The sequence below is a fragment of the Leptospiraceae bacterium genome (genome assembly GCA_025059995.1).
In the GTDB taxonomy this organism is placed as follows: domain Bacteria; phylum Spirochaetota; class Leptospiria; order Leptospirales; family Leptonemataceae; genus SKYB61.
Genome location: JANXCF010000001.1, coordinates 99672 through 119529 on the forward strand (window position 1 = coordinate 99672; position 19858 = coordinate 119529).

Annotated in this window: 16 protein-coding genes and 1 tRNA gene; 7 read left to right on the forward strand and 10 right to left on the reverse strand. The window is 33.9% G+C overall.

Annotated features, from left to right (window positions below; all coding sequences use genetic code 11):
• Positions 1-39 precede the first annotated feature (39 nt).
• Both NZ853_00440 and NZ853_00445 read left to right on the forward strand, forming a co-directional pair.
• Positions 40-735, forward strand: a complete 696-nt coding sequence (locus NZ853_00440) for a histidine kinase (protein MCS7204145.1) — start codon at positions 40-42, stop codon at positions 733-735.
• Between the two features lie 36 nt (positions 736-771).
• Positions 772-1542 carry a hypothetical protein gene (locus tag NZ853_00445; GenBank protein ID MCS7204146.1) on the forward strand — a complete coding sequence of 257 codons (771 nt, stop codon included), beginning with the start codon at positions 772-774 and terminating at the stop codon, positions 1540-1542.
• Here the strand turns inward: NZ853_00445 and NZ853_00450 are convergent.
• Positions 1539-2150: a methyltransferase domain-containing protein gene (locus NZ853_00450; protein MCS7204147.1), complete on the reverse strand. Its 612-nt coding sequence runs from the start codon at positions 2148-2150 to the stop codon at positions 1539-1541. The genes NZ853_00445 and NZ853_00450 overlap by 4 nt on opposite strands.
• 159 nt (positions 2151-2309) lie before the next feature.
• On the opposite strand from NZ853_00450, the gene acs reads away from it, so the two are divergent.
• The 3 genes from acs to NZ853_00465 are packed head-to-tail and all read left to right on the forward strand — an operon-like array spanning position 2310 to position 6597.
• Positions 2310-4226 (forward strand): acetate--CoA ligase, encoded by a 1917-nt coding sequence (gene acs, locus NZ853_00455; GenBank protein MCS7204148.1) that lies wholly within the window; start codon positions 2310-2312, stop codon positions 4224-4226.
• A gap of 3 nt (positions 4227-4229) precedes the next feature.
• Complete coding sequence (locus NZ853_00460; protein MCS7204149.1) at positions 4230-5198, forward strand: hypothetical protein; 969 nt, start codon at positions 4230-4232, stop codon at positions 5196-5198.
• A 7-nt stretch (positions 5199-5205) separates the two neighbouring features.
• Complete coding sequence (locus tag NZ853_00465; protein MCS7204150.1) at positions 5206-6597, forward strand: serine/threonine-protein phosphatase; 1392 nt, start codon at positions 5206-5208, stop codon at positions 6595-6597.
• A 2-nt stretch (positions 6598-6599) separates the two neighbouring features.
• Here NZ853_00465 and hisD read toward each other — a convergent pair whose 3' ends face one another.
• The 6 genes from hisD to NZ853_00495 all read right to left on the reverse strand — a co-directional run bounded on the left by hisD (position 6600) and on the right by NZ853_00495 (position 10948).
• Entirely contained in the window at positions 6600-7958 is a 1359-nt protein-coding gene (hisD, locus tag NZ853_00470) for a histidinol dehydrogenase (protein MCS7204151.1), read from the reverse strand.
• Between the two features lie 6 nt (positions 7959-7964).
• The gene (locus NZ853_00475; protein MCS7204152.1) at positions 7965-8381 is read right to left on the reverse strand and encodes a secondary thiamine-phosphate synthase enzyme YjbQ; all 417 of its coding nucleotides are present in this window, start codon (positions 8379-8381) and stop codon (positions 7965-7967) included.
• A 6-nt stretch (positions 8382-8387) separates the two neighbouring features.
• A tRNA-Val gene (locus tag NZ853_00480) sits at positions 8388-8463 on the reverse strand.
• 4 nt (positions 8464-8467) lie between these two features.
• Positions 8468-8755: a 30S ribosomal protein S20 gene (rpsT, locus tag NZ853_00485; protein MCS7204153.1), complete on the reverse strand. Its 288-nt coding sequence runs from the start codon at positions 8753-8755 to the stop codon at positions 8468-8470.
• A gap of 91 nt (positions 8756-8846) precedes the next feature.
• Complete coding sequence (murI, locus tag NZ853_00490) at positions 8847-9719, reverse strand: glutamate racemase (GenBank protein MCS7204154.1); 873 nt, start codon at positions 9717-9719, stop codon at positions 8847-8849.
• A gap of 8 nt (positions 9720-9727) precedes the next feature.
• Positions 9728-10948 carry an aspartate kinase gene (locus tag NZ853_00495; protein ID MCS7204155.1) on the reverse strand — a complete coding sequence of 407 codons (1221 nt, stop codon included), beginning with the start codon at positions 10946-10948 and terminating at the stop codon, positions 9728-9730.
• Positions 10949-11002: 54 nt separating this feature from the next.
• Here NZ853_00495 and NZ853_00500 point away from each other — a divergent pair, with 54 nt between their 5' ends.
• Entirely contained in the window at positions 11003-13090 is a 2088-nt protein-coding gene (locus NZ853_00500; protein ID MCS7204156.1) for a hypothetical protein, read from the forward strand.
• A 21-nt stretch (positions 13091-13111) separates the two neighbouring features.
• On the opposite strand, the gene NZ853_00505 is transcribed toward NZ853_00500, so the two are convergent.
• Together NZ853_00505 and NZ853_00510 are read right to left on the reverse strand one after the other, a co-directional pair.
• Positions 13112-13714 (reverse strand): superoxide dismutase, encoded by a 603-nt coding sequence (locus tag NZ853_00505; protein MCS7204157.1) that lies wholly within the window; start codon positions 13712-13714, stop codon positions 13112-13114.
• A gap of 189 nt (positions 13715-13903) precedes the next feature.
• A complete protein-coding gene (locus tag NZ853_00510; GenBank protein MCS7204158.1) occupies positions 13904-15841 on the reverse strand; it encodes a methyl-accepting chemotaxis protein in 1938 nt (645 codons plus the stop codon).
• A 206-nt stretch (positions 15842-16047) separates the two neighbouring features.
• Between NZ853_00510 and NZ853_00515 the strand changes: the two genes are divergently transcribed.
• On the forward strand, positions 16048-17037 hold the full coding sequence (locus NZ853_00515; GenBank protein ID MCS7204159.1) for a cytochrome-c peroxidase: 990 nt from the start codon (positions 16048-16050) through the stop codon (positions 17035-17037).
• 39 nt (positions 17038-17076) lie between these two features.
• Here the strand turns inward: NZ853_00515 and NZ853_00520 are convergent, their stop codons facing one another.
• A complete protein-coding gene (locus tag NZ853_00520) occupies positions 17077-19800 on the reverse strand; it encodes a SpoIIE family protein phosphatase (protein ID MCS7204160.1) in 2724 nt (907 codons plus the stop codon).
• Positions 19801-19858: the final 58 nt, after the last annotated feature.

Sequence of the window (19858 nt, forward strand, 5' to 3'; positions counted from 1 at the left end):
TTTGTTGATTTTATTGATATCATGTAGATTTTGAAAGAGATGACAGAAACCATCATCCAGAAAATTAATGAAAATATCGAATTCGTTGTCAAAAATGGAAAATACTTATCTTTAAAAACACATAGGATGACAGACTCTGTAGAAAAACATATACTCTTTGCTTTAGAAACCATATTAAAGAAAACTGAGCATGAACGATACATTCATTCATTATATACCATATTGAAAGAACTAGTCATCAATGGTTGTAAAGCCAATCAAAAACGTATATTTTTCGAAGAAAGAGGGTATGACATTAATAATTCCGAGCATTATGCTATCGGAATTGAAGAATACAAGAAATCATTCAGTGAGGAAATGGCTATTGAGTATGGTAAGAAATCCAAAGAAAAAGGACTTTATGTTCTAATGGATTTTGAGTTTGATGAAGATGGCATTAGGATCGAAGTCATCAATAACTCAACTATTTCTCCTCAAGAAGAACGATTAATGAGGGAAAAACTAAAAAAGGCAATGGGTTATAATGACTTAGCGGAGTTTTACATGGATCAAGCCATGAGCGGTGAAGCGGAAGGAGCTGGACTTGGACTCGCACTTGTAATCATCTTACTCAAAGGTGAAGGAATTGATCCCAATTATTTTCGTATCATTATCGAGAAAGACAAAACCATAGCAAGACTTGAGATTCCATTCACAGAAAACTTCGTTTCAAAGAGAAAATCACAACAACATTAACCTCAAACTTTTTTTGAAAATACCGAAATAGCAATTATGAAGTTTTACCGTATTTTTATTTTACCGTTCTTTTTATTACTCTTTTTTTTCGGAGGAGAAAAACTTTTTTCCTTAGAAAAAGCAGCTGGATATGATCTCTATGAACCAGGAATTTTTAATCCTTTAGGACCGACATTACTTTACGGAAATAGCAATATCAAAAAACGTCCATATTATTTATTAGCTTACGATGAAGAGGGAAGACTTTTAGAAAAATCTTTTTTAATATACAATCGGGAAGGGCGATTGATTGCTGAGAAAATCTATAACTCAAACAACCAATTCACTGGTGAGGTTCAATACACTTATGACACTTTCGGAAATATCATTGAAGAAAAATATATTGACTCACAAGGCTTTGAAATAGCCACAAAGAAAAGAAATTATCAAAACGGAAAACTCATACGAATTGATTTTTTTGAAAAAGGGAATTTTACATTTTCACGTTTTTACTCTTACGATAAGAATCAAATCGTCGGCAAAGAAAAAGATTCGTCATTTTCGGATCCTTTTATTATCACCCTTGAGAACGGTTTAGTCAAATCAATCGTATTTAAAGAGAAAAACCAAATCTTGATGGAAATACGCTACAAATACGAAAATGGAAACTTGACGGAAAGAATAAAAAAATCAGGAAACCTATATTCCAAATGTGTCTATGAATACGATTCTGAAAATCGCATAAAAAAATATACTTACTTTGATCAGAAAAGCCAAAATTGGAAAAAAACAAAAACCATAGAATTTGTATACGCTGATCAAATCTAAGATCGTTTTTTTAGTTTAGCAAGATAAAAATCAACACCAGCGAAAAAGTATTCTTCAAATAAAGGATAAAAAAATTGTTTTAATACTTTATCAGTTTCTCGGTTGATGTGGCAACCATCTCCTATGAGCTTCCAAGCAGGTGAAATCACATCTTGAAATTTTCCGTAAAGCTTTTTATCTGAGCGGATATGTTCCATCACATAAAAGGTCCCATCATCAGAAAGAGAAAAAAGAACATTTCTAATTGATTTCTCTAAATTAGAAACAGAACACAATGTCAATGTCGAAACAATCGATTTGAATTTCGGTAGACTCTTTATTAGAGCTTCATTTTCAATGGAGTCTACATAAATTACCACATTTTGGTTTTTTGGGAATTTTTTATAAAATTTCTCTATCATGAAGGGGGATCTTTCTATCACTGTCAAATTTAAATCCGCTCTATCTTGATAAGCAAAATAATTTGCTCCTGTTCCAAAACCAATTTCAAGCACGGGCATCTCCACATCACGCAGTAGAAACTTTCTTTTTTCGTGCAAAACACCTTTCTCTAAACCTTGCATAACAGGATCATATAAATGAGAAAAAATCTTAGAATAAATCCTCATATTTTTAAGTTATCATAGTTAGATTTTTTAGAAAAGTCTTTTTGAGTTAAATCAAATCATCATAAAAATAAGAATGAGGTCGTAATTATTATTGACTTCAAAATAACATTGCATTTATAGTTATATTTCGATTCATACATCACTTCACAAGGAGAGACTATGACAGTAGCGAATGTTTCCCAGACAATAGAAACCCTTTCCCAAAAAGAACAAATCATTGAGCCACCTGAATTTTTAAAAAAAGGCGCTTTAATCCAAGATTATGAAGCCGTGTATTTATACTCCATCACACAACCTGAGAAATTTTGGGCAAGCATTGCCAATGAATTATTTTGGTATCAAAAATGGGATAAAGTCTTAGAATTCAATCCTCCCTATCATAAATGGTTCATCAACGGAAAAACAAATATAACCGTAAATGCTCTCGATCGACATGTGGTTGGTGAAAAACGTGCCAACCGTAATCGTGTGGCTCTTATCTGGATGTCTGAAACTGGTGAAGAAGTTTTGATTACTTATGATCGATTGCTCAGAAGAGTAAGTCAAGTCGCTAATGCTCTAAAAAGCATTGGAGTCAAAAAAGGTGATCGGGTAATTATCTACATGCCTCTAACTTTGCAGGGTATTTATGCTATGCTAGCATGTGCGCGAATTGGAGCTATCCATTCGGTGGTTTACGCTGGCATGGGGGTTCAAGCACTGAGAAGTCGAATTGAAGACTCAAAAGCAAAAGTGGTGATTTGTTCTGATGTGACGTATCGAAATGGGAAAGTAATCCCCTTAAAACCCATCGTTGATGAAGCAATCGAAGGGTTAGAATACATCGAAAAAATCGTTGTTCATCGACGACAAAAACCACCCATTGATTTATCATCAGAAAGAGAAATCGATTTTGAAGAGTGGATAGAACATCAGCCTCAAACTTGCGATCCTGAAATCATGGATGCAGAAGATCCATTATTCATCCTCTATACGAGTGGAACAACAGGAAAACCCAAAGGAGTCGTTCACGTTCATGGTGGATACATGGTTGGAACTTATTATCTTTCCCGGGCTTTTTATGATATAAAAGATGGTGATATTTTCTGGAGCACATCAGATATTGGCTGGATTGTAGGACATAGTTATATCGTTTATGGACCTCTGATTGCTGGTGCAACTGTGGTAGCAAGAGAAGGAGCCATTAACTACCCTGACCCAGGTATTGTTTGGAAAATTGTAGAAAGACATGGAGTCAATATTCTATTCACAGCTCCTACTGCTATTCGTATGTTCATGAGGTTTGGTGAAGAATATGTAAATAAATATGACACATCGAGTTTGAGACTTTTGGCATCGGCAGGAGAGCCCCTCAACCCAGAAGCTCAAGCATGGGCACAACGAGTCATATTGAAAGATCATGGTATGGTGGTTGATAATTTCTGGCAAACAGAAGTAGCTTCCCCTATTTTAGGAACACTTCCTTCTATGAAAGCCAAATTAGGAAAAGCTGGAAAACCAATGCCCGGTATTGTCGCTGAAGTGGTCGATGCTCAAGGAAACAAGGTTCCACCCAATAAAGGAGGACTTTTAGTCATTCGAAGACCAGTTCCTTACATGCTACGAACTGTTTGGAACAATGACGCAAGGTATCGGGAATATTGGAATCAAATTCCAGGTTCTTATTCCTGCGGTGATATTTCCTATTATGATGAAGAAGGCTATTTTGCTGTTCTTGGTAGAGCCGACGATGTAATGAATGTTGCCGGACATAGAATCGGAACTGCTGAAGTTGAAAGTGCTTTTGTTTCTCATCCAGCAGTTGCAGAAGCAGCTGTGATTGGATTACCAGACGAAGTAAAAGGAGAAAGAATCAAAGCCTTTTTGGTATTACGTCCAGGACATGAGGCTAGCGAAAACCTAAAGGCAATCTTGCGAGATCATGTCCGAAGAGAATTGGGTCCTATTGCAACACCATCAGAAATCGATTTCGTCGATATGCTTCCAAAAACAAGAAGCGGAAAGATCATGAGAAGATTACTCAAAGCAAAAGAATTAGGATTGGATCCAGGTGATATTTCGACCTTAGAAGAATAACCCATGAGGTGGGAGCCCCCCACCTTTTCATTCCACTTAACGAAGTTTTTTTTATTTTCGCTTTCTTTCTTACCACTCAGAGGTGAAGATTTTTCTTTTTTGAAACACGAAATTTATGGAGAGATTTCAAATTTAAGAAAAATCATCGAAGCTCCTGCGATAGAAAAAAGGATATATGATTCAAAGTTCCGAGAGTTTTTCTTGGATTTACAAAGCTCATCGTTAGAGTTTTCATGGAATGAATTTAAAAAAAATTATGCTGATTCTACCACTCAATGGCAATTGTTGATCCCTGTTGACGGGGAATGCGACTTTTATCTCGCCGAAAGCCAAAATCTATGGAAAAGAAAAAGAATTCAAGAAGCTTTATTTCTTTGGAAAAGCTTAGAACATTGCTCTGATCGAAAAATCCAAATCGAAGCGTCAAAATTAATCAGCAACATGATAAAAAACGAAACTTACAAACAACTTTACCTAAAAATGGATCCCATATTTTTCTTTGAAGATACAAGCTCTAAAACTAAAATCATCTCTAATCTTTTTGGCTTTACGTTAAAAATTCCAAACTATTGGTATATCTATCAAGATCCAAGATTTAAGTGGTTTTATTTGATTGAAAAAACCCCATCAAACATGTCTTTTGTATTATACAACACCGAACTCTTATTATACTTTCACTTTTTCCTCGTGAAACAAAAAGATAGAATGAAAATAAAACCCCAAGAAGTTCTTGATTTTATTGATGTGAAATTTTCATGGAATCAAAACACAAAGGAACACTACAACTATCTACGAAAATCGTTGGAAAAAGAAATCTATTTTGTTTCATACGAAAAATCAAATCAGACAAAATCCTACTACGAAATGTTACTCTTTGATGCAAACGTAATCATTTATATTCGAATTTATCCATTGAAGGATTTTTCCCAAAAGGAAGTTGTTGAATTTTTGAAAAACATACATTTTTCGTAAATACTCAATGAAAAAAATTTATCTAAAAATTTTCCAAAAAAGGGAATTTTTTTTTGATTTGGGGAGTCGATTCCTTGATGGCTTTTTAAGAGCTGATCACAAATTTCTTTTATCTCATAGCAAACGCCAACGCTTAAGAATCTACAATGGTCTTACTGTGTTTCTTATCATAAACATTTTACTTTACATTATCTTTCATCTCAAATCTGATATTAACTTAATCATTACATTTTCATATTTTTCTATAGTTATTATTTCTTACATCATCAATCTTTCCTATAGCTTTGAATACTTTGAAGCAACCTTACTTTTTTTGATTTTAACTGGTATTATTATCAATACCTATCAACTTTTTTCGAATTTCATCATCCCACCTCTAAATCTTTTGTCTTTTATTTCTATTATTGTTATTTTGCACTTTACCTATAGTCGTAAAGTTTCTTTGATATATATTATTCTTCTGATTTTTGTTTATCTAAGTTTGATTTTAATCAAATTTGCTGATGGAATACAAAGCCATCAGAAGGAACTAATGCTTCAATACTTTAATGACCTTGTTTTTAATTCTTTATTACTATGGTTTTTGTTAGAAATTTATGGGCATTTTCGAGAAGAATTAGAACTCAAACTAAAAGAAGTCAATATAACGAGAGAAAAGGATTTAGAGCTGGCACGAGAAATCCAAATTCAACTTTACCCGCCAAAAATCCAATCAATGAATTTCCAAATTGATTACTTTATCGAACCTCTGGATAAAGTCTCAGGTGACCTCATTGAAATCATAGAGAAAAAAGAAAACTATTTTTTGATATTTGGCGATGTAACAGGGCATGGTATTCAATCAGGTATGTTAACAATGCAAATCAATACCCTTGTGAATTACCTAATCATAGATAAAGAAATAGAAGACATATTTGAAATTTATTTTGAATTAAACAATCATTATCATCAAATCCTAAAAAAACTCGAAATCAAAAACTTTGCTGTATTAACTATATTAAAAATCCACAAAAACGGTTTGATCTATGCTATCGGTTCGTTAAATAACATCTACCATTTTGATTCCAACTTAAACTTGATTGAGACATTTCAACACAATCAAACACTAGGTATGCTGCCATTAAAATCAAAAGACGAGATTTTATACACCAAGATACAACTGAAAAAAGGAGATTTTCTTTTTATTTGCACTGATGGACTTTATGAAATCCCTACTACTGATAACGAAATCCTTAAGTATGAACAATTTATCACGCTTTTAAAGAAATACTTCAAATTACAAAAAATCAATAATAAAGAACTCTCGCTTTCAGAACTCACGACTTTCTTAAAAAAAGAATTAAAAATTTTGAATTTTAATGATGATGCCTCAGCGATTATGATTCGTAAAATCAATTAAATTCACTTTTGACCATTTGTTCTTATTTTGATAGAATAACCATGCTCTTCTAAACCTTCGATCCGACTCATTGTATCGATATATTCTGATGATTCCTTTAAGCCCTGCTTTGTAGTATTCTGCCATGTGATTCTTTTTAAAAATGTTTCCACACCAACTCCCGAATAGATTTTCGCAGCTCCACCCGTTGGAAGGATATGGTTTGTGCCACTAAAATAATCCCCCAAAGCCACGGGTGCATATTTTCCTATAAAAACACTTCCAGCCGAGTGAACATATTCTAAATAAGCCTCAGGTTCATCAAAAATGTTCAAACAAATTTCTAAATGTTCTGGAGCAAATTCATTCACAAAATCAAAGGCTTTCCGAAAGTTATCAGTAACCGTTTTTATATTTTTCTCTTGAATTTCTTCAACAAAACTATCAAAAAGAATAATGTATGAATTTTTCGTTATACTTTCTTTTTTGATTTCATTACGAGAGGGTCGATCTATCAATCCCCTTTCGATTTCTTTTATCACGCTCTCTGCCAAAACCAAACTATCTGTTAGCAACACAGATATACTATCTTCTCCATGTTCTGATTGTGCCAACATGTCTGCTGCAATAAACTTTGGATTTGCGGTGTGATCAGCTACAATTAGAACTTCTGAAGGTCCTGCGGGCTGATCAATCTTTACTTTTCCTGTTGAAGCCAAAATGCTTTTTGCAGCTGTGACGAATCGATTACCCGGACCAATCAGGATTTCCGCTGGTGGAACATCTATTCCAAAATACGCCGCTGCAATCCCATGAGCACCACCTACTTTTAGTATTGAAGTAGCCCCCGCAATCATGGCACAGTAAAGAATAGATGGGTGAATTTCGCCTCGTTCATTTGCTGGTGTTATGACGGTGATGTTTTCAACTCCAGCTATTTTTGCTGGTATTACCCCCATCAAAACTGAAGAGGGATAAAGAGCTTTTCCGCCTGGAACGTAAATGCCCGCTGATTTTATTGGTCGATAAATATATCCCAACGTAATGTCTGAATTCACGATTTTATCATCTTTTAGATTTTTCTTTTGGAATTCATGAAAGAGATAAATATTATGAGCTGCTTTTTGAAAGGCTTTTTTTTCTTCCTCTGAAAGGAGTTTTTCAGAAATTTTGAATTCTTCTCTTTCTATTACGAGAGGATTGGGGGTATAATGATCCAATCTTTGAGTGATTCTGATTAGAGCTTCTTTTCCCCCCACTCGTATTTCCTCGATGATTTCGTTTGCAATCCTATAAGCTTCTGGATCCTCGAAAGAAGGACGAAAACAAAGTTCTTTGATCTTTTTTTCTGTTAATTCATTATAGTAATAAACTGGTATCATCTTCTTTTATTCTCCGATGATGGTAATTTGTAAATTTCTCGAGTGCGTCCCATCCCGAAATTCACAGAGATAAATTCCCTGCCAGGTCCCCAGAACCAATCTTCCATTTTCAATGGGTATCTGAAGTTGCGTTCCAATCAAACTTGAAAGTATATGAGCTGGCATGTCATCATCACCTTCAATTGAGTGCGTAAAGGGAAAGTTTCTAGGAACAAGTTTTTGCAAAAATGATTTAAAATCAGTTCTTACCTCAGGAGATGCATTTTCATTTATGGTAATCGCTGCTGAAGTATGGAGTAAATTCAAAAAACAAATTCCTTTTTTGACTTGAGCGATTTCCTTTGCAGAATCTATAACTTCGTTTGTGATGATGTGGATACCATAGGATTTTGGCTTCAGTCGAATAGTTTTTGTAATAATCATAAAAAGTGGTGGGCGATAGAAGATTCGAACTTCTGACCTCCTGCTTGTAAGGCAGGCGCTCTTCCAGCTGAGCTAATCGCCCACATTTATGATTTCGCCGATAATAATTCTTTTTCTTTTTTGTTTATGAGTAGTGCAGCTCTACTTTTTTTTCTTGAAGCTTGTTTCCAATGAATTAGGTTTCTTTTTGCCGCTCGATCTAAATATCGACAATAATCTCTAAATGCTATTTTTGCTTCTTCTATCTTTTTTTCTTCTAATAACTTAATGATTTTTTTTCTTAAATTCTTAATTCTTGATTTTTGTGCTTTGTTTCTTTCTCTTCGTCTTTCAATCCTTCTTATGTCTTTTTTCGATGATTTAAGATTTGCCACTTCTCGCTTCTCCTAAAAGAACGTAAAATTCTTCACTGTGATTTAGTCAACTCAAATCTTCACTGATTGAGACTTTAATTTTTCTAACAAACTAAGACATTATCAGTCGTTCTAACGAGAGTTCTTGGATGTAAACGGGAAACTTGACTTCCGGCTTTTTTCTTAGCAATACGTGAGAATCCTTCACAATCAGAAACCCATCCTTTTCGAGAAACAACTTTTCTAAAAAACTCACCTTGTCAGTGATATCAGTAAGAAAGATTTTGATGGTTGCATATTCTTCTCGATGACTCATGATGTTGTGTTCTATGAGAGTTCTTTTTACAAACTTTGCGGTTTCTTTTGAGGAGTCAATCAACCGAAGGTGGGGATAAACCTCCAAAATTGCTTTTTTCAACAAAGGATAATGGGTGCATCCCAAAATCACATCTTCAATCTCTAAATCCACAATTTCTTGCAAATATTCTTTTATGACTTCTTTTGTAACCACATCATGAATTTTTCCTTCTTCTACTAGAGGAACGAACAAAGGACATGCTTTGCCATAGACCTTGATTTCTGGATCAATGCTATGAATCAGATTGGGATAAGCTTCGGATTTGATGGTAGCTCTTGTTCCAATCACCGCCACTGAAGAATTCGGAGATTGTTCAAAAAACGACTCTACTGCTGGTTCTATCACACCAATAACTGGCACAGAAAATTTTTCTTTCAAAATCGGGAGAGCATAGGACGAGGAAGTATTGCATGCAACAACCAAGAGTTTAATGTTTTGCTGAACGAGGAAAGAGGCATTCTCTAAACTATACCGTATGATAGTCTCTTTTGAACGAGAACCATAAGGGACTCTCGCCGTATCACCTAAATAAACGAAATCCTCGTGAGGTAGTAGATGAACCAACTCTGCCAAGACGGTAAGGCCACCTAGTCCTGAGTCAAAAATACCAATCGATCTTGAATCCATCTACTTGTTTATTGAACCTTATCTAATTCAAAGGCATCATGGACTGCCTGCAATGCTTGAATACCTGCATCTTTTTTGACTACGACCGAAATTTTGATTTCGGAAGTGCTTATCATTTCAATATTGATATTCCGTTTTGCAATTGCCTCGAACATCCTCGCTGCAACTCCTGAATGAGATTTCATCCCAATTCCTACAACTGACACAATCGAGATATTTTCATCAATATCGTAAGAACCACTCCCCATTTCTTTAATAAAAGACTCAACAATCTCTTTCGTTATGTGGATTGAATTCACTGGAACGGTAAATGAAATGGTGTTTTTTTGATCTTTCCCAGTGCTTTGGACAATCATATCAACGTTGATGTCTGCACGAGCAATGCGATTAAACAAATCAGCTGCAAGCCCAGGTCTATCAGGAATATCCATCACAGAAACACGGGCTTCATCAGTTTTCAACGTAACACCACGAACAACAACCTTTTCCATCATTTGATCCTCCGGTACAACTAAGGTTCCTGGATTGTTATTAAAACTCGAACGAACATGAATAATGACGTTATACTTGGATGCCACTTCCACACTTCTTGAATGCAAAACTCCCGCACCCAACCTTGCTAATTCTAACATTTCTTCGTAGCTGATTCTTGATAATTTCCTTGCATTAGGAACCTTATTGGGATCGGTCGTGTAAACCCCATCTACGTCTGTATAGATTTCACAGGAATCTGCTTTTAAAGCCGCAGCTAGAGCTACAGCTGTCAAATCAGAACCACCCCTTCCCAACGTTGTGATATTGAAATCTTCGTCAACCCCCTGAAAACCCGCCACAATACAAACTCGCCGTTGTCGTAAATTCTCCCAGAGTCTTGAAGTATCTATTTCTTGGATTCTTGCCATAGAATGTTTGCTATCCGTCAATATTCGAACTTGTGCCCCGGTAAAACTGATTGCTGGTACACCAATGTAATCTAATGCTATCGCAAGTAAAGCTATCGATACCTGTTCTCCTGTTGAAAGTAATACATCCATTTCTCTGGCTTTGGGGTAAGGGTGTATCTTTTTTGCCATTTCGATGAGTTCATCAGTAGTATGCCCCATCGCAGAAACTACTACTACTAAATCATGACCTTGGTCGTAATACATTTTGATCCGGTTTGCAACATTCTTGATTCGATCTACATCACCAACAGAAGTTCCACCGTACTTTTGAACAATGAGTGCCATCCTTTTGTCAATTTTTTCATTGCATATGAAATGAAAATAAAAAAAACAACTCTAATGACTCAAAGGTTTTTTGGATTCTATCTATTTTTTTATGTTATAAGTATTTCCCTTGTTTTCTTCGTTTTGTTTGAACTTGTGTCTTTAAAGACCCTAAACTATTATTTGTTATTAGACCTCATTTTTTTAGGCATTTTCTTCAAAAAATTGAAACCCCCTACTCGAAAAAGTTGGCTCATTATCTCAATCATTTCTGAAATATTTTTGATTCTACTCCTTTACAATTTAGCCGTAAGTCTTGCTTTTCGAAATGTTGAATATCATGACGTAAAAATACGCTATGAACTCATCTTTCAATTTTTGATTTTTGTTATTTTGAGTATTTCTGACAAAAAATATTTTCGATGGAGTCCGTTTTTTCTTCTGTTTTCCTTTCTTGTTCCTCCCATTTCTATTTTTTATTTAATCAACCAAGAATTGATAACCGTTGCTTTAATACCTATTTTTTTAATCCTTTCCAAATACAAAAAACAAACATTTCGAATTCTACGAAAAAAGTTCTTTTTGAAACTCATTTTATCTACCCTTGTTTTCCTTGTTGTTTTTATTACACTACAAACAATTATCAATACATCTTATAGTAATAGTTTTCTTGCTTTTTTCGTAATTTTAGTTTACCTTACATCCCTTTTTTGTTTTTATTTAATTTTTTCTGATTATCGTATCCGCAAAGAAGAATTAGCTAACTATTTTTTTTATAAGTCGGGGTATTTTGCTCTTTTAGGTTTTTTTATTGCTCTGAATCTTTATCTTTACCATAACAGAATTAGAGTTATGGTAAACGAAAACCATGTAAGCATGTTCTTTGATTGGGTTATCATTTTTTCTTTTTTACCTCTCATTGTAATTAAAAAAGATTGGAAAAAACTCCTTTATGGAATTTATCTTTTCTATTTTTTTGTATTTGCCTTTTTCACTCTATGGCTATTTAGGAACGAGACTTCAATATATGGGTTTTTGTTGATATTGATTTTTTTTATTATTGTTTCTCTTATAGAAAAACTTCCCCTAAATACAAATAAGAAAAATCTGATTCTTATCGTTTTTTTCCTTATAACCTTTGTTTTGATTTATATCTATATTTGGAAGTTGGCAAAGAACGGGAACGGTTCATTAATAAACCGATTCTTTTACTGGCAAGTAGCTCTTGCTTACCTTTTCCATCATCCCTTTGGTTTATTATTTGGCACGTCTGAATTTCAATCCTTTTTTTTGTTTAAGTATCTCACTTTCGAAATAAATAAATTCCCCTACCATCATATGATTGATATTTTTAGTTCTTTTCACAACCATCTACACAATGATCTGGTTTCGTTTTGGTTTGCAGGAGGATTACTTTTTTTAAGTATATACCTACTAACTATTTACAAAACCATCTTTTCCTTTTTCGATGCTATCCAAAATCATCCCATATTTATTGTTTTTGGTGGCATTGTTTTAATTAGTATACTTCACGGCATTACTGAACCCTTTGCTTTTAGCATTTCTACGGGGTTTGTTTTCTGGTTCTTTTCTTTTGTGATTTTGATTTCTAAAAATTCCCACAATCAAACCAACTCAAGAAATGAAAGTCTTAATTCTGATTTAGTAAAGAAAATTTATAAATATTTTTCAATTCTAATATTGATTGCGATTTCATATTTTTCTTTAGTTCTTTTTGTTCAAATCAAAATATTTAAAAAATACAATTCAATATACATCCACCAGTTTTATTTTTATGCTCACCATCGACACATACAAAATCCGAATCCAAACGAAACAAATGAACTCATAAGATTAGCCAGACTCAAAAATTTTCTTTTTCCTTTTGATTCTGTTAATCATAGAATTTTAGGTGATCTTTATATCATCAAATACTCCATAACGAACGAAGAAAAACTTTTGAACTTAGCAAGACAAAGTTATTGTTCTGCTTTTTCCCTTAGAAATACAGAAGCCCATTATTTACGTTTGAAGTGGTTTTCCGCTTTTTTTCAAAAGAACTTTGATGAAATTTGTGAAGAAAAAAGCAAAATTTTAAAGAAATTCGATCCTTATAAGATCATTCCTGAATATGTCTATCATCCTGTGATGTTGCAGTATTAAAGCAAAAACGGGCAAAGCCCGTTATGACTCGAGATTTTTTAAAGCAAATTCCCAATTAATTAAGTGATTGATAAAAATATCAATATAGTCGGGTCTTCGGTTTTGGTAGTCTAAATAATATGCATGTTCCCAAACATCAATTGTGATGAGTGGCTTTAAGCCTTTTGTGAAGGGGGTTTCGGCATTAGGGGTTTTCATCACTTTGAGTTTATTTTCTTTTGGATCCAGAACTAACCAAGCCCAGCCACTACCAAATTGTGTTGCCGCTGCTTGCTTGAATTCATTTTTGAAGTTCTCAAAACTCCCGAAATCACTTATGATTTTATCGAGAAGAGCTTTAGGGGGTTCACCTCCTCCATTAGGTTTCATGGAATGCCAATAAAATGTGTGATTCCAAACTTGAGCTGAATTATTGAAAATCCCTACTTTCGTAGAATCTTTTTCACTTTCTTTGATGATGGTTTCTAAGTCAGCTTTTTCCAAGGGCGTTCCTTGTATTAAATTATTGGTGTTGTTTACGTAAGCAGCGTGATGCTTCCCATGGTGAAACTCCAACGTTCTTTCAGAAATATGAGGCTCAAGGGCTTTTTTAGAATAAGGTAAATCAGGCAAAGTAATAGGCATTTTGATCCTCCTTCAAAATTTCAGTTATATAAAAAGAAATCGATTCTTCTTTTGAGTCAATACCTTTTAATTAAATACTTATAATCCTGATTTTGAAGGTTTTAAATTTCTTGGGTATTTTTTCCATTCAAAACATGAAAATACTAAACCAAACTTATAAAAAATTCTTATGATTTCTTTAATCCCCAATTATCGTATATACTCGTTTATCTTCTCTATAAACTCCGCAAGTTTCTGACTTTGCTGATTCAAATTCATAAATCCCTTTTCCATCTCCCCTATCGTCTTTATTATGTACTCTAAACTCCCTCTCTGCTCTTCAGATAATTTCTCTACCTCCCTCGTTAATTCATTTACTTTCTTTATCGTCTGAGATATACTTTCCACACTCTCCATCTGACCTATCACCCGATCCTGCATTGTATTAAATAAACTTAATATCTTCTTCAACTCCTCTATTTGTTTCTCTACCCTTTCGGTCATCTCTGCCATATTCGTTACATTCTTTTCTAAATTTTCGTTATTCTCCTTCACTATCTTGTTGATGGATTTCGCATTCTCCTGACTACTTTCCGCCAACTTGTTGATCTCTTGTGCTACCACCGCAAATCCCTTCCCATATTCCCCTGCTCTCGCCGCCTCAATTGAGGCATTCAATGACAATAAATTCGTTCTATCGGCTATGTCCTTTATCACTTCAACAAATTCTATTATACTAAAAAACGAATTCTTTATATTATTCAAACTATCATTCACTCTATCCAATGCTGCCTGAACTTCCGATGTATCTTTCTCACTCTTTATCACCTGTGTCTTCAATTCTACTAACGAGTTTTTGGTTGCAACGATACTCTCATTCAAACTATCACTCTTCTTGGTTATCAATCCAATCTCATCAAACTGCTTCTTCATCACCTCAAATGACCTCATCAAATTGCTAGTAAATTCCTCCATTGTTGCCGAAATCTCTTCTATCGCTGAGGCTTCCTCCTGCATCTCCCTTGTGAATTCATCTATAAACTTCTTCAATGCGCCCGCTTGATCCTGCAACAATCTTTTGAACTTTAGTTTCTCTTCTTCCTCAGCTTTTATTCCATTCAACAACCTATTGAAACTTCTTATAATCAAACTAATCTCGTCATCGAATTTATCCTCCGTAAGGACTTGAATTTCTTGTCTTTCTTTTCTTCTTTTCTCTTGTTGTTCTACTTCCTCTGCGATTCTCTGAAGTCTTTTGATCATGTATTTATTTATCTCCCATCGCAAAAAGAAAAACGAAATTACCAACACCAAAAACAAAATTCCAATAATAGCACTAAAAACCAAAATCGTTGTTCTCAACAATGTCTTTGGCAACTCCACTGATAGATAAAAAATCGGATTACCATACACGTCTTTGATTACATATACACCCTCTTGCATAAAGAAACCCTTATCCCTCAAAAATATTTCCTGTCCTCCTGTATCACCCAGATCCATCGCAGAACGTATTTCGATGTTTCTATCCAAGAACAATTTTTTCTTTTCCATGAACTTTTCATCAAGAACTCTTCCAAAAATGATTGTTCCATGACTGATTTTATAATCTTCTTTGAACCACATCACGGGTCTTGCTGTAATCATGATGGGATAGGTATTTGTTGGGATATATCCTACGATAAACTCACCTTTTTGGTTCATGTGTTTGATTTTTCCATCTTTCAGACTTTTCTCAAGATATTCTATCACCTCTGGAGGAGTCGGAATGATATTTGAGTTTCGATCAAACATCCTCACTTCTTTTATTGTGTTGTCTTTATTGATTGATGCAAAAAATTGGATATTGATTCTTTGCGAAGCTATTCTAATGGATTCATCTACAAAATTATCATATTTCCCATTGAAATACAAAACAGGATCCTCGAAGTCAGTCCAATCATGGGTTGTCATATTTAAGTCTTCTATTTCTATTAATAGCGTTTTGTTCATTTGTTCCATTTTGTGGAGATTTGCTTCCTCTTGATCTTTACTGTAAAAGTTAATCATAATCAGCACAACCACTCCTAAAGCAGCTATAAAAGGAAATAAAAACCAAACCAGAAAAGTCCAAAATAATTTCGTTTGTAAGGATGTTTTTGTTACCATCATGTTATTTTTATGTGACGTAATTTGTTGTCAATTTTTAAAAGTTTTTTTTAAAAATAATTATAGCACTATATTTCTTGCGAATCTTGCGAAAAAAATTTTTCCTTCCAAGTGATTAAAGCTTCTGTCATTTAGAATCATCTTATTTTTATATTGACTCTAAATTGACTTTTTTTTCTTTATCTGATATGGAGGCAAAAACCATGAAAATGAAAACTTTTTTCGTTTTAACCGCAACTCTTATTTTTCTTACTCATGTTTCTTGTAAGCAGGAAGATCAAAAAGCGAAAGAACTCATACAAAAAGCCAACCAAATTTTTAAGCCCATTCCTGAAAAAATGCCTGGTTTCGAAAACGTAACCCCTGAACAAATTGAATTAGGAAAGAAATTGTATTTTGATAAAAGACTTTCTGTTAACGATCAACAATCTTGTAATAGCTGCCATGTCATAGATAATAACGGACCTGGTGTTGATAATAAACCCGTATCAGATGGCGCCATAGCAGGAAGAAAAGGCGATCGAAACTCACCCACAGTTTTGAATGCCGGATTTCACATCGCTCAATTCTGGGATGGACGTGCGAAGGATTTGGTGGAACAAGCAAAAGGTCCTATCCTCAACCCTGTCGAAATGGCAATGCCCTCTGAAAAAGAAGTAGTAAAGAAAATCTCGACCATTGCAGAATACAAAGAAATGTTTCCCAAAGCTTTTCCAAACGAAAAAGACCCCATCACTTATGACAACATCGCGAAGGCAATTGCGGCTTTTGAGTCTACTCTCATCACCAAAGATCGCTTTGATGATTTCTTAAAAGGAGACACAAAAGCTTTAACAGCTCAGGAAATGAAAGGTTTAGAAACCTTTATAGAAGTAGGATGCGCAAGCTGTCATAATGGAGCTCTAGTTGGTGGTTCAATGTATCAAAAAATGGGGGTAATGAATCCCTACGAAAACACAAAAGACTTTGGAAGATACAACGTGACTAAGAAAGAAGAAGACAAATATGTATTCAAAGTTCCTTCATTGAGAAACGTAGCATTAACAGCTCCTTACTTCCATGATGGTTCTGTGGGAACCTTGGAAGAAGCCGTAAGAAAAATGGCATGGTTACAGCTCAACAAACAACTAAAAGACGAAGAAGTTCAGAACATCGTAGCTTTCTTAAAAGCTCTTACTGATAAATCTCGAAGCAAATGATTTTCATGATTTCCATCCCACAAGTTTGAGGGATGGAAATCATCGACTGTAAATTTTTTTTATGATTGCTTTTACCCTTGGATTTTTTGAGTCCAATACCATAGCCTTTTCAATCAAATACTCCGCTCGGGAAAACTGATTTAATTCAAAATGGCATTGAGCCAATTGAACCAAAAGATTAACATTTTTGGGATCTCTCAAATAATGTCGTTCGCCAAATTCCACCGCTTGCGAATAGTTTTTCAATTTATACAAAGAATAAAACACCAAATACAAAATGATGGTGTTCGAAGGATTTAATTCCAAATATTTACTTCCATACTCAGCTACTTTTTCAAAATCTCTTTGCTTCATATAGTATTTTGTAATTAACTTTATTGCTGTTAGTTCATCGGGATATTTTTTATGAAATTCAATCAACTTATGAATCGTTGAGTCTGGATTCTTAGAAAAACCTTTTTTGAGTTGGATTAGAAGTTGCTTATCTTTTTCTTCTATTTGGAGCTTTTTTGGTGAGTAATAAGTGATCTTCAAGATAGAAATATCATCAACAATTTCTCCTTGTTCTTGCAGGTGTTCATAAATTTTCTTTATATTTCCTGATTGAGCCTCTATGACTTTCAAAAATAATTCTGGTTCTGAATTGATTTCCCCATTGGAAAATTTGATGTCGTCTTTTCCATCCGATCCAACGAATAAAGTATCTTGATCTTTTAATTTGAATATCTTAATGGTAGTAAAGTCATTACTAACATCGAGAGGTGTATCAACACCTAATCGAGGCAAATGAGTAGCATTTTCAATAAAAAAAGCTTTACCATTTCGATAGACTATCGCATAAGGATGCTCAGCATTTATGAAATAAATTGTTCCAGACAAATGATCAATCAACCCCATGATCATGGTAGCACCCATTGAACCTCGAAATGAATCAAAAATATGTTTTAACTCCCTATAGGTGTTTTTTAGCCATCGTTCTGGAGAATAGTTCTTAAAAATAAATGCATGGATAGTTCTATCAATGATGGACTCCAAAACAGATCCTATAATCAGTCCCCCAGCAGCACCTTGTAAAGATTTACCCATTGAATCAGCATTCAAGAAAAAGAGATAAGGACGCTCTTTCAAATAAATTGTTCGAGCCATGCAAAGATCCCCACCGATTTCTCCTTTTTTACCTCGAAAGCTGAATTCCTTTTTTTGTTTTAGAAGATACTCTACTTGTATATTCTTTTCTTTGATTTGAAAAGTTCCCAACTCTTTCAACAAAAGATAGGTTAAATAATAATCACCGTCTTGAATTTCTTTTAGCCTATGGATTTCTTCAATAGTATCTTTTAGTTTTTTGGTTTGGTTCTCTACCATTTCGTGAAGTTTTTTTGCATAATTTTGTAATTCTTTATTCTTCTTCCGAATGGAACTCAACATACGATTCAAAGTAGATGCGATATAACCTAACTCATCCTTACTTGTGATTGCGATTCTTGTATAATAATCACCTTGATTGACTTTTTTGATCCCTTTAATAATATTTTTAATGGGTATTATAAATGTATACCTTAAAAATAAAAAGTAAAAACCTCCAATCACCCCCAAAAGTATCAAAGAAAAAATGTATAAAAATATTCTAAATTTTTCTAAATAATGATAACTTTCATCTTCATATGCACCTATTCCTACTATCCAATCCAATGTTAGATTTTCATCTGGAATAGAAAACGTAAAGTTTCTAAAATACGCCAATTTGCTTCGTAAACGCTCATCAATTGGATTTTTCCATACATAGCGAAAATAACCATTTCTTCGATATACGATCTCCCGTGCTGGGAAAACCTCTCCTTGTTTCGTATTATATAAATTCTCATTTTCGAAATAGGGATGCATTATCGCATATATAGGTTCAGGAGGCTCCTTGATTTTTTTTAGTTCTTCTTTAATGTAATGAAATTGTTCTTCTTCTGTATCTCCAACTATTTTGAGGTATTCGGCTTTTTCCTGCTCATTTCTGAAATATCCTTGAAAATTTCTTTGAAATCTATCTTTGATTTTTTCCAAAGTATAATCTTCAGGGTATTGGGTATTTGGTAATAACCACAAAGGACGATAAGATTGAAGGACAAAAACATATCCTTCATTTCCCATTTTTAGAGAAGAATTACTGAAATCACGAATGAACCTCAATTTATTTTGAGTCACCAAATCTTTTTGAATTTCTTTTGAAATTTGCTGTAAATTTTTATAAATTCTTTCTGATAATGGCGGAAGGACCTTTACAAAGTTTTGTTTTTCTTTTTGTTCGAGTATCAACTGAGAGTCATGTTTTGGGATAATATAAAGTTTTTTCCCATTTTCTTCTTTTTGGTAAATCAAATCTGATTCTTTGAGATCAATGCCCAGCTGCGCTAAAACCTCTAAAAACTTCGATGGATATTCTCCTGCTTCGAACTCAATCTGAGCGTACTCAACAGGACCATAAAAATATATTTTTAGTTTTTCTAATCCCTCTTCAAAAGTAATATTCCTTTTTTGAACCTCAAGCATTGTATCATGAATTTGTGTGTATGCGATATCGACGTAATTTTTTACATCAATTTCCAATCTTTGCAAAGAAATCTTTTTAGCATAAAAATAAAAAACCTCAATTAAGGTAATCACAAAAAATAAACCGGCTGAAATGAAAAAAAGTGTAATGCGAACCTTCAATGAAACCTCTTTGAAGAATTTTTCAAACAAAGTTCTAACCGAATTGTAAATAAGTTTCATGCTTATTACATTATTTTTGCTTTTTCTTGATTTTCAACTTTAATTTTTTCATTAAATC